The following is a 16,332-nucleotide window of genomic DNA, read 5'->3' on the forward strand; positions in this document are numbered from 1 at the left end:
TTTTTGTTTATAATAAATGAAAGAATATAAAATCAAACCTCACAGGTTTTCAAAACCTGTGAGGTTTCTGATCATAAAAAGACGTATCAGAACATATTCATTATGAATTCTGAGCCAGGAACTTTTTATAATTTTCCTCATTTTCAAAATAAGCCACTTCACCTTCATCACTGATCATGACAATATAAGCATCTGCTTTATCTATCGTTTTTCCGGTAAATGGATCTATGGCTTCTCTTGCTGTCTTATCCTTTGGAATTCTTTCTACACACATTTCGCAGCAGCCGTAGTAGATTTTGCCATCATGAGGAACTTCTATTTGTTTTTTACCCATGTAGGCGTTATTGACCATGCATACCGTTTCATTGGGAACTCTGTCACCTTTTGCAAACTTTCCGGAAGCTGCAGGTTTCATTTGCTCTGCCATGGTTGGTTTTTCCGTGACGGTTTTCTTAGACTTTTCCTGAGTGCAGGCAGACAAAGCCGCTGCACTGAAGATAATAATGAATGTGTTTCTGATGAATGTTGTTATCATTGTGATGTTATTTAATTAAACTTCCTTCTAAAATTTCCTCATTTCCTTTTTTAATAATGGCATCTCCTTCCGACAGGTCACCAAAGACTTCAATTGTTTCATTGAAGATTCTTCCTTTTTTTACCGGAATAAACCGGGCTTTTCCATTTTCTTTTTTAATGATGTAAATGCCCATATTACTTTCTACCAAAGCTGACCTTGGAATAAAAAATGTGGGTTCATTATTCTGTAAAGGAATCATAGATTCTGCGATCATGAAAGGCTTTAATTCTTTGGAGTGATTGATAAAATCGGCCTCTATTTTCTCGGAACGCAGTTTTAGATCTAAAGAGCCGGACTTTCTGGATATTCTGGCCTTAAAACTTTTTTCAGGAAGTGCATTGATCCTGAATGAAATGGTATCTCCAATATTCATATAAGGAACATTGGCTTCAGGAATAGATAAGCTGAGACGGAGTTTGGAGGTGTTCTGTATAACCATCAGCGGAGTTCCGCCCATAGGCCCTACATAAGCACCCAGATCTACATTTCTTTCTGTAATCACTCCGCTGAAAGGAGCACGGATCACCAGATACCGGTTGATATCCTGAATCTCATGATAAGCAGATTTTGCTGCATTGAGCTGTGCCTGGTCAGAAAGTTTTCTGGCGGTGATCTGATCCAGGGCATCTTTAGCTATGGCGCCTTTGGTTTCGTTGGCTCTGTAGGTTCTGTCGTAGTTGGATTTTGTAGCCGCGTAAATTGCTTCCTGTGCCTGCCATTTTGCTTTTGCATTGGCGGCCTGAGACTGTATTTCAGGAGCTTCAAGAATCATAAGAACTTGTCCGGCACTTACATAAGAACCTATATCCACATTGATTTTTTTGACGTAGCTCTGTACTTTGGCAAATAATGCCGTTTCCTGATCCGGAATCAGTTCACCCGGAAGTTTCAGATCCACTTTAGGATTGCTTTTTTTAATGATTACAGTTTCCATGTTGTTCATCATCATCATAGGTTTCATTTCCTGTTTGGGAGTTTCTTTTTCCTGACTACAGGAAACCTGAATAGCAAGAAGACTTACAATAGCGGCTGTATATAAAATATTTTTCATTGAATGTAAAAATTAAAGGTTGGGATTAGAATAATGAATACTTTCCTCATCTTCAGGGTCTAACGAAGGAGAAATAATGCTGGCTTTGTTTTGCATCCATCCAAAAACAAGAGGAAGAATGACCAGAACAGAAAACGTGGAGAAAATAAGTCCTCCGATCACTGCCCTGCCGAGTGGGGAAACCTGATCTCCGCCTTCCCCAAAACCTATTGCCATAGGAAGCATTCCGGCAGCCATGGCCAAGGTAGTCATAATGATAGGACGGATACGCAGCCTTGCCGCTTCAATACCTGCTTCTGCAGCATTTCCAGTAGATTTTCTGATGGTTTCTGCATTACTGATCAATAGAACAGCATTAGCAATTGAAACTCCTACCGACATGATCAGTCCCATATACGACTGAAGATTTAAAGTAGAACCCGTAATTTTTAGCAGCGCTAAAGATCCTACAATCACAAAAGGAACTGTTGTGAGAATAACCAGTGAAACTCTGAAGGACTGGAAAGTTGCAGCCAGCATGAGAAAAATAACAGCTGCAGCAATAAGCAATCCTGATGAAAGACTGTTCATCGTTTCATCCAATACAGGTGACATTCCGGAAACTTCAATATTGATTCCTTTTGGTAGTTCACCCAATGATTCAATTGCTTTTTTTACATCTTTGGAAGCCTGTTCCAGATCGGTTTTATGGATATTGGCGGTTACGGTAGTATAGCCCATAGTTCCCAGGTTATAACTTTCTCCCAATTCTTTTGTTGGAGTAATGGTGGCAACATCTCCTAAAACAGGTCTGTCAGAATTTTTAGACAAAGGAAGACTGGCCAGTTCCTCTTTGCTGTTCAGTATATTTTGAGGAGTCTGTACCTGTACATCGTAAGCAATTCCCATCATTCCTCCTACCCAAAAGTTTTTGTTGGTGTAGCGGGTAGAAGCAGTAGCGGTTACCAAGGATTTTGCAATATCCTGAGCATCCAGTCCCAATTGAGCCGCACGCGTTCTGTCTATATTGATCTGCAGGGCAGGATAGCTCATCGATTGAGGAATCTGTTGATCACGCATATATTCAATTTCTTTCAGCTTGGTTAAAAGTTTTTCTGCATACATACGGTTCATCTTTTTCATCATCCCTGAAACTCTTATTTCTACAGGATTATTTGTTCCCTGGCTCAGAATTTTTTCTGTCAGTTCGATAGGTTCAAAAGAGATCTGAAGATCAGGCATCTTTTCTTTATAATACTTTCGCAGTTCATCTTTGAGTTCATCAGAATTACCATTGAACTCTTTTAAAGCAACCTGCATCAAAGCCTCATGAGGACCTGCATTGTAAAGATAGATAGGGCTCACCGCGAATGTAGAAGGGTGTTGTCCGATAAATACTGATGAAATAGCGATATTATCTTTCCCTACTTTTTCTTTCAGATGCTCCAGAAACTTTTTGACTTTTATTTCGGTAACTTCAATTCGGGTTCCTTCTGTCGCTTTTATACGAACCTGAAACTGTCGTGAATTAACTGAAGGCAGAACATCTTTTCCCGTGATCTGATAAAGCCCTGCTCCAATACATACAACCAATGCAAGACTCAGGCTTACAATTATTTTTCTTCTTTTCATCAATGAGGATAAAAATCCGGTGAAGCGATCACGGAAGTGGGTAAACCAATTGGGTTTATGGTTTTCACAGGTTTTAGGATCATGTTTCATCATCCAGTTGGCCATTACCGGAACAAAAGTCTGTGAGAGGATAAAAGAAACAATCATAGAAAAACCGATGGCCATAGCCAGAGGCATAAATAATGATCCCGGAATTCCGCTCATCATAAAGGCTGGTGCAAATACCGCCAGAATACAAAGCATAATCAGAAGTTTTGGAAAGGCAATCTCCTGACAGGCATCCCATATTGCCTGTGCCCGTGTTTTACCCATAGCAAAATGCTGATGGATGTTTTCAATAGTCACCGTACTTTCATCTACCAGAATTCCAATGGCCAGAGCAAGCCCTGATAAAGACATAATATTAATAGACTGCCCGAATAATTTCAGAAATAATACGCCTGAAATAATAGAAATAGGAATGGTCATAATGACAATGAGTGCTGCACGGCGGTCATTCAGGAAAAGCATCACCATAAGTCCGGTAAGTAAAGCCCCAAGAATTCCTTCAACAGCCAAGCTTTTTAAAGCATTTGAAATATAAACCGACTGGTCAAATTCATAGGAAATCTGTACATCATCCGGCATGTTTCGCTGGATTTTCGGTAATGATTTTTTCAATTTATTCACTACTTCCAGAGTGGAAGCGTTACTGGCCTTAGCAATATTAATGTAAACAGACCGCTTACCATCTATCAGTGCATATCCGGTTGCAATATCTGCTCCGTCTTTTACTGTTGCTACATCCCGGATATAGACATTATCCGCTGTTCCTTTGAAAAGGGGAATATCTCCGAGTTCTTCTACTTTTTTTACCGTATTGTTGGTAGGAGTAAGATAGTTGGTCTCTCCGATATATACGTTTCCTGAAGGTGAGGTAATATTATTACGGCTTATAGCTTCTACAACCTGTTCCGGAGACATATGATGGGCACGGAGTTTAACAGGATCTACATTGATTTCTATCGTACGCGGGCTTCCTCCGAATGGCGGAGCAGTGGTAAGCCCCGGAATAGCGATCAGGAAAGGACGCGCATTGAAATTGGCAATATCCTGAAGCTCATTATTGGTTTTTGAACTACTTCGGAAAACCAATTGTCCTACAGGCTGTGATGAAGAATCAAACCGGATAATAAACGGAGGAGGTGCTCCGGGTGGTAAAAATACCTGTGAACGGGTAGAAAGCGCATTAATCTGCGCAATAGCTTCACCCATATTGGTTCCTTCATAGAAATTCACTTTCATCAGAGTGAGTCCCTGAGTATTTTTAGATTCAATACTTTTAATACCATTGGTAAACAAAAGCATATTCACATACATTTTCGTAAAATAGCCTTCCATCTGCTGAGGAGTATATCCATTGAAAGAATGGGCAACATATACTACAGGAAGATTCATTTCGGGAAGAATATCTACTTTGACATCTTTGGCTGCTTTGATTCCGAAAAACAACAACCCCAATACCAATACCATTACAGATATCGGTCTGCGTAATGCAAACTTTATAAGATTCATGTTTAAATTTTTGGTTAGTGGGTAATGGCTTTGGTAATCATTGAAATATCTCCTTTGGAAGCAGCAATGAGTACGACTGCCTGCCAGGAGTTATTTTGTGCAATCTCATAATTGATTTCTGCACGGTTCAGCAGATAGAGTGCCTGAGTGAAATCTACAATCGTTGTCAACCCATTTTCATACAACGCTTTCTGTTGATTAAAAGCTTCGGTGGCAGCATCCATCTGGATTTTAGACTCAGTGACTTTTGTCAATGCATTTTTATATTTCAGTTCAGAAAAATTCTGTTGATTATAAAGTTCTTGCTGCAGTTGCTGGTAATCAAAATCCAATGCTTTTGTCATGAGTTTCTGTTCATTGACTTTGGACTGGCTTCTATAAAAATCAGTAAGATTCCAGCTGAGATTAAAGCCTACAATATAATTCATCCTGTCTACTCCAATTCCTTTTACATAAGATTGTGAAAAAGCGGAATTGTCCTGAACATAATTCCATCCAAAACCGGATCCACGTCCCTGAAATACTCCGAAAAGAGAAAGAGAAGGAAGTCCTGTGGTATGTAAATATGCTTCCTGCAGTTTACTCTTGTTAATTTTCTCTGTTATAAAAAGAGTATTGGGATGATTTTCAAAAGATGAGGTTTCTGTAGGTAAAGAAGGTTGGTTTTGACTGAAATAATGATCCAGCTGATATTCTGTAAAGTTTTCGACCAAAAGATCAGATAGATTTTTATTGTATTCCAGGACATGATCATTGGCATTGATGATGGCAGTCTGTGCGCTGGACATTTCTGCTTTTGCCAGGGAAGCATCTACTTCAGGGATTAAGCCACTTTCTGCTCTTGCTTTGGCAATGGTATAGATGACTTCGGAACGTTTGTGATTTTCATGTTGTACATTTTCCAGACGCTGGCTTACCAGAAGATTGAAATAAGCTGCTGCTGTTTTGATCTGATGCTGAAAAATCTCCTGATTCAGGTCTGCCTTTTGAACTTCTACATCAGCTGATTCTACATTTTCTTTGGTTTTAAGTTTTCCGAAAGTGTAGACATTCCAGTTGACGTTAGCAAGATATAAACTTCCGAACGCTGCATTCCAGTTTTGTTCTGCCAGCGGCATAGAGGTGGAGGCTACTCCAAGTCCGCCCTGACTGTACATCGGACCGTTTTGTGCATTGATGGTTCCAAAATTTTGCTGAGCCATCACGGTAACTTCCGGAAGATAATACGTCTTCTGAAGCTGAAGCCTTTCCTGTGATGCTTTGATATTGATTTCCTTTTTTTTGATGGACTGGTAATTTTTTTCGGCCCTTAATAATACCTCTTCTAAACCCGTGATCTGGGCAAAGGATAGGGCAGGGCAGCCCAGCCATAAGATGAGTGCTCTGAATGATAAATTCATAGGATTTATTTAGAATTAAAAATTGAAAAATAATTGTCCCGATCGGGATCATCGTATGATTCAATCTATTCTAAATTCTATAAACGCAGTGAAGAATGAAAAGGGAAGGGTAATTGAGATGGTATTTTGAAGGATCAAAATAAAAGGTATGGTTTTCAGGATCAAGAATGGTTGCCTGCTCAAAGACCGTTCCTAAATTGTAATACGGAATGGAAGCAGATAAAAACTTAACCGGAGAATTTTTATAAGAATGTGGGAGATTATCTTCTTTGCAGATTTTTTTTATTTCCAGTTTACAGCATCCGTTGTGGTTTTTCTGTTTGTTGGTCTTGCATTTCGGACAATCCAGATCAGAGAGTTTTTTCAGTCCTACGTGGATCTCACTGGAATTTTCTTTACATACATGTCTGCTGGTCGTAAACCCTGAGGAAACTACGATGTATAGGAGGATAAACAGTATGTGAAAGATTTTTTTCATTTCGCGGGATAAAATTAGAATGAATATCCGCTGCGGTGTTATAGAATTATGGAGGAAGTTTATATTTTAAAGGAGAATTTAAATTTTTATGAAATCAATTCAGTAAAACTTTAACATTGTAATCTTTGAAAACTTTCAGTATTTCTGTGAATTTAGTTTTCAATAATTTTTTACTCCTTTCATGATTAAGCCAATTCAGTTCTGAGATGGACTTTACCCCGAAATCTCCACGGAGACAATCATCCAAAGAGTATATATTACGTCCGAAATATCCTGAAACTCCATGTATTTCCTCACCCAATGTACAGAAAAAGCCATCTAAGCTGTAAAATTCGTTTCCATCAATCTGAATCTGAATGTTTTCTCTGATTATTTCAGGTTTACAAGAATGTAAAGCATACACAAGCCATCCCTGAAGTTCGTCTTTTCTAAAGCTTTTCCAGATATTTTTTTCAATCATTTCATTATTGAGTTGCATATCCATGGCTTTTTGATACCCTTTAGGGCTGGTCCATGCAAAACCAGTTAGAATGATATTTTTTCTTGATTTGCTTATTTTTATATTGCTGATAAAAGTACCTGATATAATATTATTTTCCTGATCAAGGTTGTAAATGAAACCATTGTTCTGATAAATTTTAGTGGCATTTTTTATAGCAGAAATAAGGCCGGGAATGTTATGAACATGTACCAGCCTTATTTTTTTATAAGTAATAGGATTAGATCCTTCAATATTTTTTACCTCATCTATGAGTGTAATGATTTCAGGATCATCCCCTGTATCTAATGCAAATCCAAACATGCAATTAGTCTTTTAAAAAAAATTATTGTTTTACAACTTTATTTCCTACTCCCGTAATAGAAACATCCGGTTTTCCGGATTTTGTTCCGGAAGTTCGGTAATACACTATATTATCACCACCTTCCATAGAGATTTTGTCCACTTTATCAACGTATACTTTATTACCTGTTCCTGAGACCTCAATCTTTTTTGCACTTCCTTTGATCGTTAATGTATTATCACCACCTTCTACCTCAACAGTTCCTCCGTTGAGAGCATAGTTGAGCGTATGGCCTACGCCTTCTACATGTACCATCTTATTTCCGTCTGTTTTTTCTACGCCTTTTGTAGATTCTGTTTTTCTTGATTGTGAAAAAGCAGTAGCTGTTCCCAGCAGCAGGAAAGCAAGAATTCCTGCGGTTTTAATATTTTTCATTGTGAATTGGGTTTTTGTTGAAGGTAAATATAGATATAAAATGATTTTTTCAAGAATTTTAAAAGTTAAATCATCTTAAATAATAAGGTTGATTTAGGAGACTGTTTTTGCTATGATTTCTTTAATCACCTTTAATACTTCAGTAGATTTTTCCCGGATGATTAAAGCATTCTTTTTATTTCTGATCAGATCTGTGAAATGATTATCTTCTGTATTGATGTCTACGATGAAGGCTCCATATTTGAGTGCTGTTTCTGCAATAGCAATCGGAAGACTTGTTGCTCCGGAAGTTCCGACAATAAAGAGAACTCCACTATTTTTAGCAATTTTAAGGGCACTGAATTTCTTATTGGTTTTTTCATCATAATATTCATCAAACCATAAAATATTCGGACGCATCCAATGCCCGCAATGAGCACAGGTTAAAAGTTCCTTGTCTCTGGCGGTAAGATCTTCATCCAGATCTTTGCTTTGTATGTCCACAGGCAGGTCCATAATTTCTTTGCATCCGTTTGAGCATTTGATCTCCCGGTTATTCCCATGGATTTCATAGATTCTTTGGCTTCCGGAACGACGGTGAAGATTGTCAATGTTTTGGGTAAGCAGATGAAACCTGTCCTCAAGTTGAGTTTCAATATCTACCAATTCAAAATGACTTTCGTTGGGAGAAGCATTTTCAAACATCTTTTTTCTGAAAAGAGAATATTGCAAAACTTCTTCCGGATGTTGTCTGAAATAGCGTAATGTTCCAAATTCTTCAGGCTTGTGAAACTGAGTTCCTTTCACCCAAATTCCATCTATTCCACGATAAGTAGGAATGCCACTGTCTGATGAGATTCCTGCACCGGTAAGAAAAGTAAAGAGGTTTCTTTTTTCTTTATGCCAGACTTGTTGAATAATATTCTCTAATTGATTTTTCATTGTGTTATTAAAGTTTAAAACTAATAAATTTTCCAGTAACAAAAAAGCCCCGGAAAATCCGAAGCCTTTTCAATCAACTAAATATTATATTTTATCTTACAATGACTCTTTTGATTTGTCCTTCCGAAGTTTTTACAAGATAAACTCCTGTAGAAAGATTAGCAGTGCTTATGGTTAAAGCATTCTTTTCTTTCCCGATCAATTTTCCGGACATATCGTACAATTCATAATCCTGTTTTCTGTTAAAATAAAGAGTATTTCCTTTGTTGACAGGATTTGGGAATATAGTAAAGGTGGCCTGTTCAGTTTTTACTTCACCTGTTCCAAGCGTTGCAGGCGTGGCTACTTCATACATGGATAAAGTTCCGCTGATTTCATTGGCGATAATCACGTAGCCTTTATTGGTTGTAGTATTTTCAGGAGCGATGTAGATGATTCCTTCAGGGCCATTATCACCTCCATATGCTGAAGTAGAACGGGAATGTTTGTAATCTGTAAACGTAGGGTTGTTAGGATCTGTGATATTGTAAGCCATGACACCGCCAGTTCTTTCTAAGGTAATGAAAGCATATGTCTGCCCGTTGATCTTTCCTAATGCTACTCCTTCCGGTTCAGGACCTTTGGCACGGCTTCTGTTTTTAGCACCGTTGGATTCATTATCCGCATTGAAAATTAATGGATGATTAGCGGCAATATATCGTTCAAACTGATCTCCGCTGTCATACACAATCTGTTTAGTATCAGCATTGAAAATAGAGAACGAACGGGCTCCTAAAGCTGCCATTTCTTCAAATTCGGTATCACCATCCGTATTTCCTGTAGCAGATGAAACCCTGAATCTTCCAAGGTTATAAGAAGCTTTTAAAATATTGGCATTCGGGAACAATACAGGATCTAAAATATAAGTATTTGCACCCACAGTAGTTCTTTCGCTAAATCCAGAAAGATCCTTTTCGTCACCTTCATTAGCCGTTACGATATAGTTGGTGTTTCCTACCTTATAATTTTGTACTGCATCCGGTACATAATACGCTTTTACTGGCCAGTTGGCAATTAAAACCTCTCCGTTATTGTCTGAAGCATCAAATCCGTTACCCGGAAGACTCATGTCTTTTTTGCCCAATCCCCAGATTCCTGTGATGGTTTTTGTTGCCAGGTTAATCTCAGCAATCGCATTGTTTTCCTGAAGGGTAACCCATGCTTTCTGACTGTCGGCACTAATGGTTACATATTCTGGTTCCAGATCCTGAGAAAGGGTATTATTTGTTCTTACTTTTCTTAAACCAGTTGCTGTTAATGCTGCTACCTGAGAATCAAAACTATTGAAATTAAGAGTCGTTACATTACTTTGGGTAAGATTTCCAACACCTCCGGAAATATCTATAATACTGATGGTTCCTTCAGGGTCTACTGTATAGGCATCGTTCGGCTCGCCTTCATTCGCAGTAACTACTTTTGTTCCATCAGGAGAGAATGTTACCATATCCGGCAAAGCTCCAACAGTTACCTGTTTCAGGAAATTTCCATTGATATCAAAAAATACGACAGATCCATTTTGCTGAGGATCAGTATTAGGAGAGGCGGCTGCAATGATTCCGTTTTTCACAGCAATACTTGTGATCCCACCATAAGAAGCCATGTTGACTGTTTTTATGACTGAAGGTATTGAAGGATTACTAAAATCAATAATATCAAAAACATCCGTAATCGAGCTGATTGTAAATAAACGTTGTGTTGACGGATCATGAACTACAATTTCTGTAGAACTGTTATTATTTCCTGAAGGATCAAAACTTAAGAGATAATTCAGCTGGATCTGATGGGAAGGAACCGGAGCCGGTTTATCATTGTCTACAATATAAACAGTTGCAGAATTGTCTCCTGAAATAGTTGCTCCAACAGGATTTTCAAGACTTACCACAAAATATTCTGCCTGCTGTTCTGCCACTGTGTCATCAATAATCGGAATATTGACGGTATAACTTGTTGTAGACGGAGTAATATTAATCGTCTGATTGGCTAAGGTAAAATCATTGCTGTCAGCAGTGCTGAAAGGTGCTGGTTTTACAACAAGATTTACCGTAGAGGTCGAAGGATTGGTAACATTGATTTTTAATGCAAGGTTTCCTGCATTTTCATTCACTTTGATGAAATTCTTCTCTAAAGAAATTGCTGTTCCGGCAGTGGTAAAAGTACTCGAAGTAACAGCTGTTATCCCATTATCACTGAAATCTTCTACCATATTGGGTTTAAGGGCTACATAATAAGTCTGCCCTGGCACAAGTCCGGAAGTTGGGATTACAGTAATTGTATTGTTGATGAAAGTTGTAGTGAACGGAACTTGTGTACCTGTAGCATTTCCAAGACGGAATTCAATAAGGTTTTGTGCATTGGAATTGTTGATCGCAGAATTATCTGTTAATCTTACATTTTCATTGAAAGATAATGTTGGATTTACAGTCGTTGAAGCGTTATTGGTATTATTGGCAGGTAGGTAAGTGACTGTTGGTGGAGTCGTATCAACATTTCCTGCGGGAGTGGCATCTACTGTAAAGTTGTCAAAACGGTTATTTCCTCCTGTTCCGCCTCCCGTTGCGGAAAATTCTACTTTTAATTTAAAATTAGGGTTGTTATTGGCTCCCTGTATAGTGGAAAAATCCAATGTAACCAATTGCGGATCGGCATCCTGAGGATTCACCGTCTGGAACTGCATAAAAGTAGTTCCATCTGTGGAATAAGACCACGTCTGTGTTCCTGCTCCCTGACCGGATCTTCTGGTAGTGAATTTAACAATGATATTATTGTATCCAGTTGTAGGCAGATTAAACTGTAAAGCTCCTCCAATCGGATTATTGAATCTTAAATGGGTGCCGGAACCATCACCGTTTCTGGCATTTAAATTTTGCAGACTAAAATTCTGTCCGGTACCTCCGGCAAAATCAATCACACTTGTTCCTCCGGCTATAGCGGCAAGAGAACCGTTCACCATCGTAGAAGTAGGTGTAGTAACTGTAGCTGCAGAAGTATTATCGTTAAAATTCCAGTAATGGATAAGTGTCTGCCCGAAAAGACCGCTCTGAAAAAAGAATGCGGCAATCACAGACCCTTTTAATAGGTAGTTGTTGATCATTTTTTGCTTCAATTAGATACATGCAAAAATGAACTTTATGTTTCGCAACTATTTTAATGGAATTTTAAGAAATGTTTAAAAAATAGGTTTGTTTTTCGATAAAAGATAAAATGATATTCGAATGAGAAACTTTAGAATGAAATTATTTTCCTGATTTTCCGGAGAAGTTTAAAATTGTTCCTGATTTATTTCCTTCCAGAGGATGTTTCTGCATATAAAAATATCCTGAAACAGCAGTCACAAGCAAGAGTACAAAAATAACCAGAACAATTCTTTTTAACATGTCTCTCATAGCGCTAAATTTTTAATGTCTCTAATTTCTAAAGTAGATGTAGGGTATCCATTTTGTGTTACATTGATCATTGCTCTACCCACTTCGTGTAAAGTTAATGATTTTGACTGAAAAAAAATAGGAAAAATCCAAATAAAAGGTTTAAAAAACCATTTTACATTGATTTGACCCTCAACAGGTTTCATGAATCCGGGACGGAAATTATAAGCTCCTCTGAAACCCATTCTTTTCAAATCATTTTCTGTTCTGCCTTTTACCCTTGCCCACATTAGTTTTCCACTCTCCGTACTGTCTGTACTTGCCCCGGAAACATAGCTGAACACCATGTCCGGATTTTGGTTCAAAGCAGCTTTGGCAAAGTGAAGGGTTGTATCGTAAGTGATTTTGGTGTATTCTTCTTCCTTCATGCCTACACTGCTGATTCCTGCACAGAAAAAACAGGCATCGTATCCTTTCAGTTTTTCATCATGAAGATCTATTGAAAGGAAGTCAGAGACAAGGTATTCTTTCAGCTTGGGATGTGTTTTTCCAGAAGGTTTTCGGCTTATACTCAGGATTTCAGAGACATTTGGATTTTCAAGACATTCCATTAAAACACCTTCGCCTACCATTCCTGTTGCTCCTGTAAGAATTATTTTGATTGGGTTCATTGCTTTGCTATTGATATGGGTAAGACGGATGAGGAGGAGGTTTTACTTTAAAATTAGGATTTTTTTTTAATTAAAAGTAAAAAGTAAAAAGTAAAAAGTAAAAAGTAAAAAGTAAAAAGTAAAAAGTAAAAAGATGTTGTCTTAAATGTCTGGATTCAATAATTCAATAGAGGTGGGCTTTAGCCCGCCTTAAAAAATGAGCCACCTTCTATTGGCTTTAGCCAAAACTTAATAATAGAGATTGCTTCATCGCGTTGCTCTTCGCAATGACACATGAGGGAAAGGTGTTTAAAATAAAAAAGCCAGCGCAAAAATGGCTGGCTTTCAATGGTATTGGTGGCTGTTATTTTTTATGTTGCAGCTGACTGTAAATGTTATGGATCAATCCGTCTGCTACGGAAATCTTTGGAACAAAAATTTTGTTGATATCAGACCACGACATCACATTGTTGAAGATGCCCAGAGCATGTACCAGTACATCGGCACGGTCTTCTCTCAGGTTGTAATTCGTCATTCTTTCTTCTACAGACAGTTCATTAAATTCTTTGTACACCTTTTTCAGATGAGACAAAGACATCGGTTTTCCGTCTTTGGTTTTACTCATAGAGAATACTTTGTTGATGTTTCCTCCGGAACCAATGGCAACAATGGGTTTTTTGCTGACAATATTTTTCTTGATCTCATCCTTCATTTCTTTCCAGTTGTCCATCGTCACAAGATTATTGAGAAGACGGATCGTTCCGATATTGAAAGATTTTTCATAGACCATTTTACCATTTTCGTAAAAGGTAAGCTCTGTAGAACCTCCACCAACGTCAATATATAGATAGGCAAATTCTTTGTCAAGACCTTCTGCAACATGATTTTCATAAATCAGGGTAGCTTCCTCATCACCGGAAATAATTTCAATATTGATTCCCGATGTATTTTTTACCAGATTGATGATATCATTACCGTTGGCAGCATCACGCATGGCACTGGTAGCACAGGCTCTGTAATGATCTACTTTATATATTTTCATCAGGTCACTGAAGATTTTCATGGAATCAATGACCATTTTTTCTCTTTCCGGACCTATTTTTCCGATGGTAAAAACATCCATTCCCAGTCTCAGAGGAATTCTGAGAAGGTTGAGCTTGATGAATTCAGGCTTTCTGTTGTTGATCTTTACTTCATTGATAAGAAGGCGGGCTGCATTACTCCCTATGTCTATCGCTGCTATCTTCATTTCTTGCTTGTTTTAGCTTTTAAATATTTATAGGTTTCTATTTGTGATCGGCATTCGTGTTTATCATTTCTTACGTATTCATTGCTCAGTTTTTTGTCTAAAATCCTTGCCTTTACGTTATCTTTAAGTTGGATATCCAGAATATCTTTTAATTCCTTCTTAAGGTTCTTATCAGTGATTTTAGCGGCTGCTTCAATTCTGTAATCCAGGTTTCTGGTCATCCAGTCTGCGGAAGAAATGTACATATCTTCAGCCCCTTTATTGTAAAAATACATGACTCTGGCATGTTCCAGGTATTCGTCTACAATGCTGATGGCTTTTATTTTTTCTTTGAACTCCTTTTGATTGACGGCACAATAGATCCCTCTTACGATCATTCTGGTCACCACTCCGGCTTTGGCAGCTTCATATATTTTTTCAATCAAAGCACGATCACTCATTGAGTTCACTTTGACAATAATCTCTGCTCTTCTTCCTGCCTTAGCTTCTTCGATTTCTTTATCGATATGGTGAACAATCTTTTCACGCATAAACTGAGGGCAAACTAATAAATTTTTACAAGTTTTCAAAATAGGAATAAAGTCATCTTTCGGTTTTTTCAACACATTGAAGACTTTATTGATATCCGCCATAATGCCACGGTCCGCAGTCAGCAGCAAGTGATCACCATATATTCTGGCTGTTTTTTCGTTGAAATTTCCGGTACTTACAAAGCCGTACTGAATGGTTTTGTTGTGCGCTCTTTTCTTGATGACACAAAGTTTGGCGTGTACTTTTTTGTTAGGAATCCCTACAAGAACAGTAATTCCTTCAGGCTCCAGCATGTCTTTCCATTCAAGATTGGATTCTTCATCAAATCTTGCCTGGAGCTCAAGCATTACAGTTACTTCTTTACCATTTCTGGCTGCGTAGATCAGAGCATTGATGATTTTTGAGCTGCTTGCCAGACGGTAAGCGGTGATTTGTATGGATTTTACATCCGGATCCATAGCGGCTTCACGAAGAAGATCAATCACCGGATTGTACTTGTGGTAAGGGAAGGTAAGGAGTACATCTTCTTTTAAAATTACATCAGTCACCCTTTCCCCATGTTCAAATGCCTGATGCGTAAAAGAAGTTCTTTCGACAGGTCTCTCATACTTTTCAAAAACATCTGGAAAATCCATGAAATGCTTGAAATTATGAATTTTTCCTCCAGGGATGATGCTGTCTTTCTTCGTTAAGTTCAGTTTTCTGATAAGGAGTTCCAGCAGAGCTTTATCCATATCTTTATCAAAAACAAAACGGGTAGGCTTCCCTTTTCTTCTGTTTTTAAGACCTTTTTCTATTTTTTCTGCAAAGTTGGTTCTGATATCATTATCCAGATCCAGTTCAGCATCTTTTGTTACTTTAAATGCATTGGCTGCAAATTCATCATATCCGAAATAAGAGAAAATGTGCGGAAGGTTAAAGGTAATCACATCTTCCAGTAACATGACATTTTTTTCTTCCGGATCTTCCGTTGGTAGCAATACGAATCTTCCCACAAAACGGGAAGGAATTTCAATAATGGCATAATTGCTGGAATACTGCCAGTCTTTTTTTCTCATGGCTACTCCCAGATAAAGACTTTTGTCTCTCAGGTAAGGCATAGGAGTATTTTCATGAAGAAGAATCGGAATCACATTGGATTCTACCACTTCATCGAAATATTGTCTGACAAATTCTTTTTGTTTTGCAGTCAGGTTTTTGGCATTTTTAATGAAAACTTTATGATCAGCCATTTCGGTCTGGATCTTTTTCCAGGTTTTATCGAAATTCAGCTGTTGTCTCATCACCACTTCATTGATTCGCTGAAGGATTTTGGTTGGCGGCTGGTAGAAAGACTCGGCAATCACTTTTTCCTTAAAATCCATGGCACGCTTTAATCCGGCAACACGTACTCTGAAAAATTCATCTAAATTGTTGGAGAAAATTCCTAGAAAACGTATTCTTAAATGTAAGGGAACTTTTTCATCCATGGCTTCCTGCAAAACTCTTTCATTAAAGGCAAGCCATGTAATATCTCGTGGATTAAAGTGTATTGACATTCTAAATGTGTATATTTTATCAAAAATAATCATTCGTAAAGACTCTTCCTCTATTTCTTAGGTTAAACTTTGATTAATTTTTAAAGATTGGTGAATTAATCTGTTGGATTAATAATCATCATATTGATAATCAATGTGTTTTTAGAGTATTGAT

At 37.8% G+C, this 16,332-nt stretch carries 13 protein-coding genes; all 13 read right to left on the reverse strand.

Annotated elements, in window-relative coordinates; genetic code table 11:
- Nucleotides 1-100 precede the first annotated feature (100 nt).
- Nucleotides 101-535, reverse strand: coding sequence for a hypothetical protein (locus tag ACMA47_RS06770; RefSeq protein ID WP_413929183.1), 435 nt, complete (start codon nucleotides 533-535; stop codon nucleotides 101-103).
- Nucleotides 536-542: 7 nt separating this feature from the next.
- A complete protein-coding gene (locus ACMA47_RS06775) occupies nucleotides 543-1,628 on the reverse strand; it encodes an efflux RND transporter periplasmic adaptor subunit (RefSeq protein ID WP_413929184.1) in 1,086 nt (361 codons plus the stop codon).
- 12 nt (nucleotides 1,629-1,640) lie between these two features.
- Nucleotides 1,641-4,793, reverse strand: coding sequence for an efflux RND transporter permease subunit (locus ACMA47_RS06780; RefSeq protein ID WP_413929185.1), 3,153 nt, complete (start codon nucleotides 4,791-4,793; stop codon nucleotides 1,641-1,643).
- Nucleotides 4,794-4,807: 14 nt separating this feature from the next.
- A complete protein-coding gene (locus tag ACMA47_RS06785; protein WP_413929186.1) occupies nucleotides 4,808-6,193 on the reverse strand; it encodes a TolC family protein in 1,386 nt (461 codons plus the stop codon).
- A gap of 70 nt (nucleotides 6,194-6,263) precedes the next feature.
- Complete coding sequence (locus ACMA47_RS06790; RefSeq protein WP_413929187.1) at nucleotides 6,264-6,671, reverse strand: HYC_CC_PP family protein; 408 nt, start codon at nucleotides 6,669-6,671, stop codon at nucleotides 6,264-6,266.
- Nucleotides 6,672-6,765: 94 nt separating this feature from the next.
- Nucleotides 6,766-7,473 (reverse strand): barstar family protein, encoded by a 708-nt coding sequence (locus tag ACMA47_RS06795; RefSeq protein WP_413929188.1) that lies wholly within the window; start codon nucleotides 7,471-7,473, stop codon nucleotides 6,766-6,768.
- Between the two features lie 22 nt (nucleotides 7,474-7,495).
- A complete protein-coding gene (locus ACMA47_RS06800) occupies nucleotides 7,496-7,888 on the reverse strand; it encodes a DUF3060 domain-containing protein (RefSeq protein ID WP_413929189.1) in 393 nt (130 codons plus the stop codon).
- A 93-nt stretch (nucleotides 7,889-7,981) separates the two neighbouring features.
- Complete coding sequence (locus tag ACMA47_RS06805) at nucleotides 7,982-8,809, reverse strand: SIR2 family NAD-dependent protein deacylase (RefSeq protein ID WP_413929190.1); 828 nt, start codon at nucleotides 8,807-8,809, stop codon at nucleotides 7,982-7,984.
- A gap of 91 nt (nucleotides 8,810-8,900) precedes the next feature.
- Entirely contained in the window at nucleotides 8,901-11,939 is a 3,039-nt protein-coding gene (locus tag ACMA47_RS06810) for a choice-of-anchor I family protein (protein WP_413929191.1), read from the reverse strand.
- Nucleotides 11,940-12,081: 142 nt separating this feature from the next.
- Entirely contained in the window at nucleotides 12,082-12,231 is a 150-nt protein-coding gene (locus ACMA47_RS06815) for a hypothetical protein (RefSeq protein WP_156106575.1), read from the reverse strand.
- Complete coding sequence (locus ACMA47_RS06820) at nucleotides 12,228-12,881, reverse strand: NAD-dependent epimerase/dehydratase family protein (protein WP_413929192.1); 654 nt, start codon at nucleotides 12,879-12,881, stop codon at nucleotides 12,228-12,230. The genes ACMA47_RS06815 and ACMA47_RS06820 overlap by 4 nt, the downstream gene beginning before the upstream one ends.
- 343 nt (nucleotides 12,882-13,224) lie before the next feature.
- Nucleotides 13,225-14,109, reverse strand: coding sequence for an exopolyphosphatase (locus tag ACMA47_RS06825; RefSeq protein WP_079242867.1), 885 nt, complete (start codon nucleotides 14,107-14,109; stop codon nucleotides 13,225-13,227).
- On the reverse strand, nucleotides 14,106-16,178 hold the full coding sequence (gene ppk1 / locus ACMA47_RS06830) for a polyphosphate kinase 1 (RefSeq protein WP_413929193.1): 2,073 nt from the start codon (nucleotides 16,176-16,178) through the stop codon (nucleotides 14,106-14,108). Before ppk1 ends, ACMA47_RS06825 begins: the two co-directional genes overlap by 4 nt.
- Between the last annotated feature and the right edge of the window lie 154 nt (nucleotides 16,179-16,332).

Source organism: Chryseobacterium sp. T20 (assembly GCF_047345655.1).
Taxonomy (GTDB): Bacteria; Bacteroidota; Bacteroidia; order Flavobacteriales; family Weeksellaceae; genus Chryseobacterium.

Excerpts from the sequence above, each read along its gene's own strand:
- ACMA47_RS06770 (WP_413929183.1), bottom strand. The coding sequence starts at position 535 with ATGATAACAACATTCATCAGAAACACATTCATTATTATCTTCAGTGCA.
- ACMA47_RS06775 (WP_413929184.1), bottom strand. The coding sequence starts at position 1,628 with ATGAAAAATATTTTATATACAGCCGCTATTGTAAGTCTTCTTGCTATT.
- ACMA47_RS06780 (WP_413929185.1), bottom strand. The coding sequence starts at position 4,793 with ATGAATCTTATAAAGTTTGCATTACGCAGACCGATATCTGTAATGGTA.
- ACMA47_RS06785 (WP_413929186.1), bottom strand. The coding sequence starts at position 6,193 with ATGAATTTATCATTCAGAGCACTCATCTTATGGCTGGGCTGCCCTGCC.
- ACMA47_RS06790 (WP_413929187.1), bottom strand. The coding sequence starts at position 6,671 with ATGAAAAAAATCTTTCACATACTGTTTATCCTCCTATACATCGTAGTT.
- ACMA47_RS06795 (WP_413929188.1), bottom strand. The coding sequence starts at position 7,473 with ATGTTTGGATTTGCATTAGATACAGGGGATGATCCTGAAATCATTACA.
- ACMA47_RS06800 (WP_413929189.1), bottom strand. The coding sequence starts at position 7,888 with ATGAAAAATATTAAAACCGCAGGAATTCTTGCTTTCCTGCTGCTGGGA.
- ACMA47_RS06805 (WP_413929190.1), bottom strand. The coding sequence starts at position 8,809 with ATGAAAAATCAATTAGAGAATATTATTCAACAAGTCTGGCATAAAGAA.
- ACMA47_RS06810 (WP_413929191.1), bottom strand. The coding sequence starts at position 11,939 with ATGATCAACAACTACCTATTAAAAGGGTCTGTGATTGCCGCATTCTTT.
- ACMA47_RS06815 (WP_156106575.1), bottom strand. The coding sequence starts at position 12,231 with ATGAGAGACATGTTAAAAAGAATTGTTCTGGTTATTTTTGTACTCTTG.
- ACMA47_RS06820 (WP_413929192.1), bottom strand. The coding sequence starts at position 12,881 with ATGAACCCAATCAAAATAATTCTTACAGGAGCAACAGGAATGGTAGGC.
- ACMA47_RS06825 (WP_079242867.1), bottom strand. The coding sequence starts at position 14,109 with ATGAAGATAGCAGCGATAGACATAGGGAGTAATGCAGCCCGCCTTCTT.
- ppk1 (WP_413929193.1), bottom strand. The coding sequence starts at position 16,178 with ATGTCAATACACTTTAATCCACGAGATATTACATGGCTTGCCTTTAAT.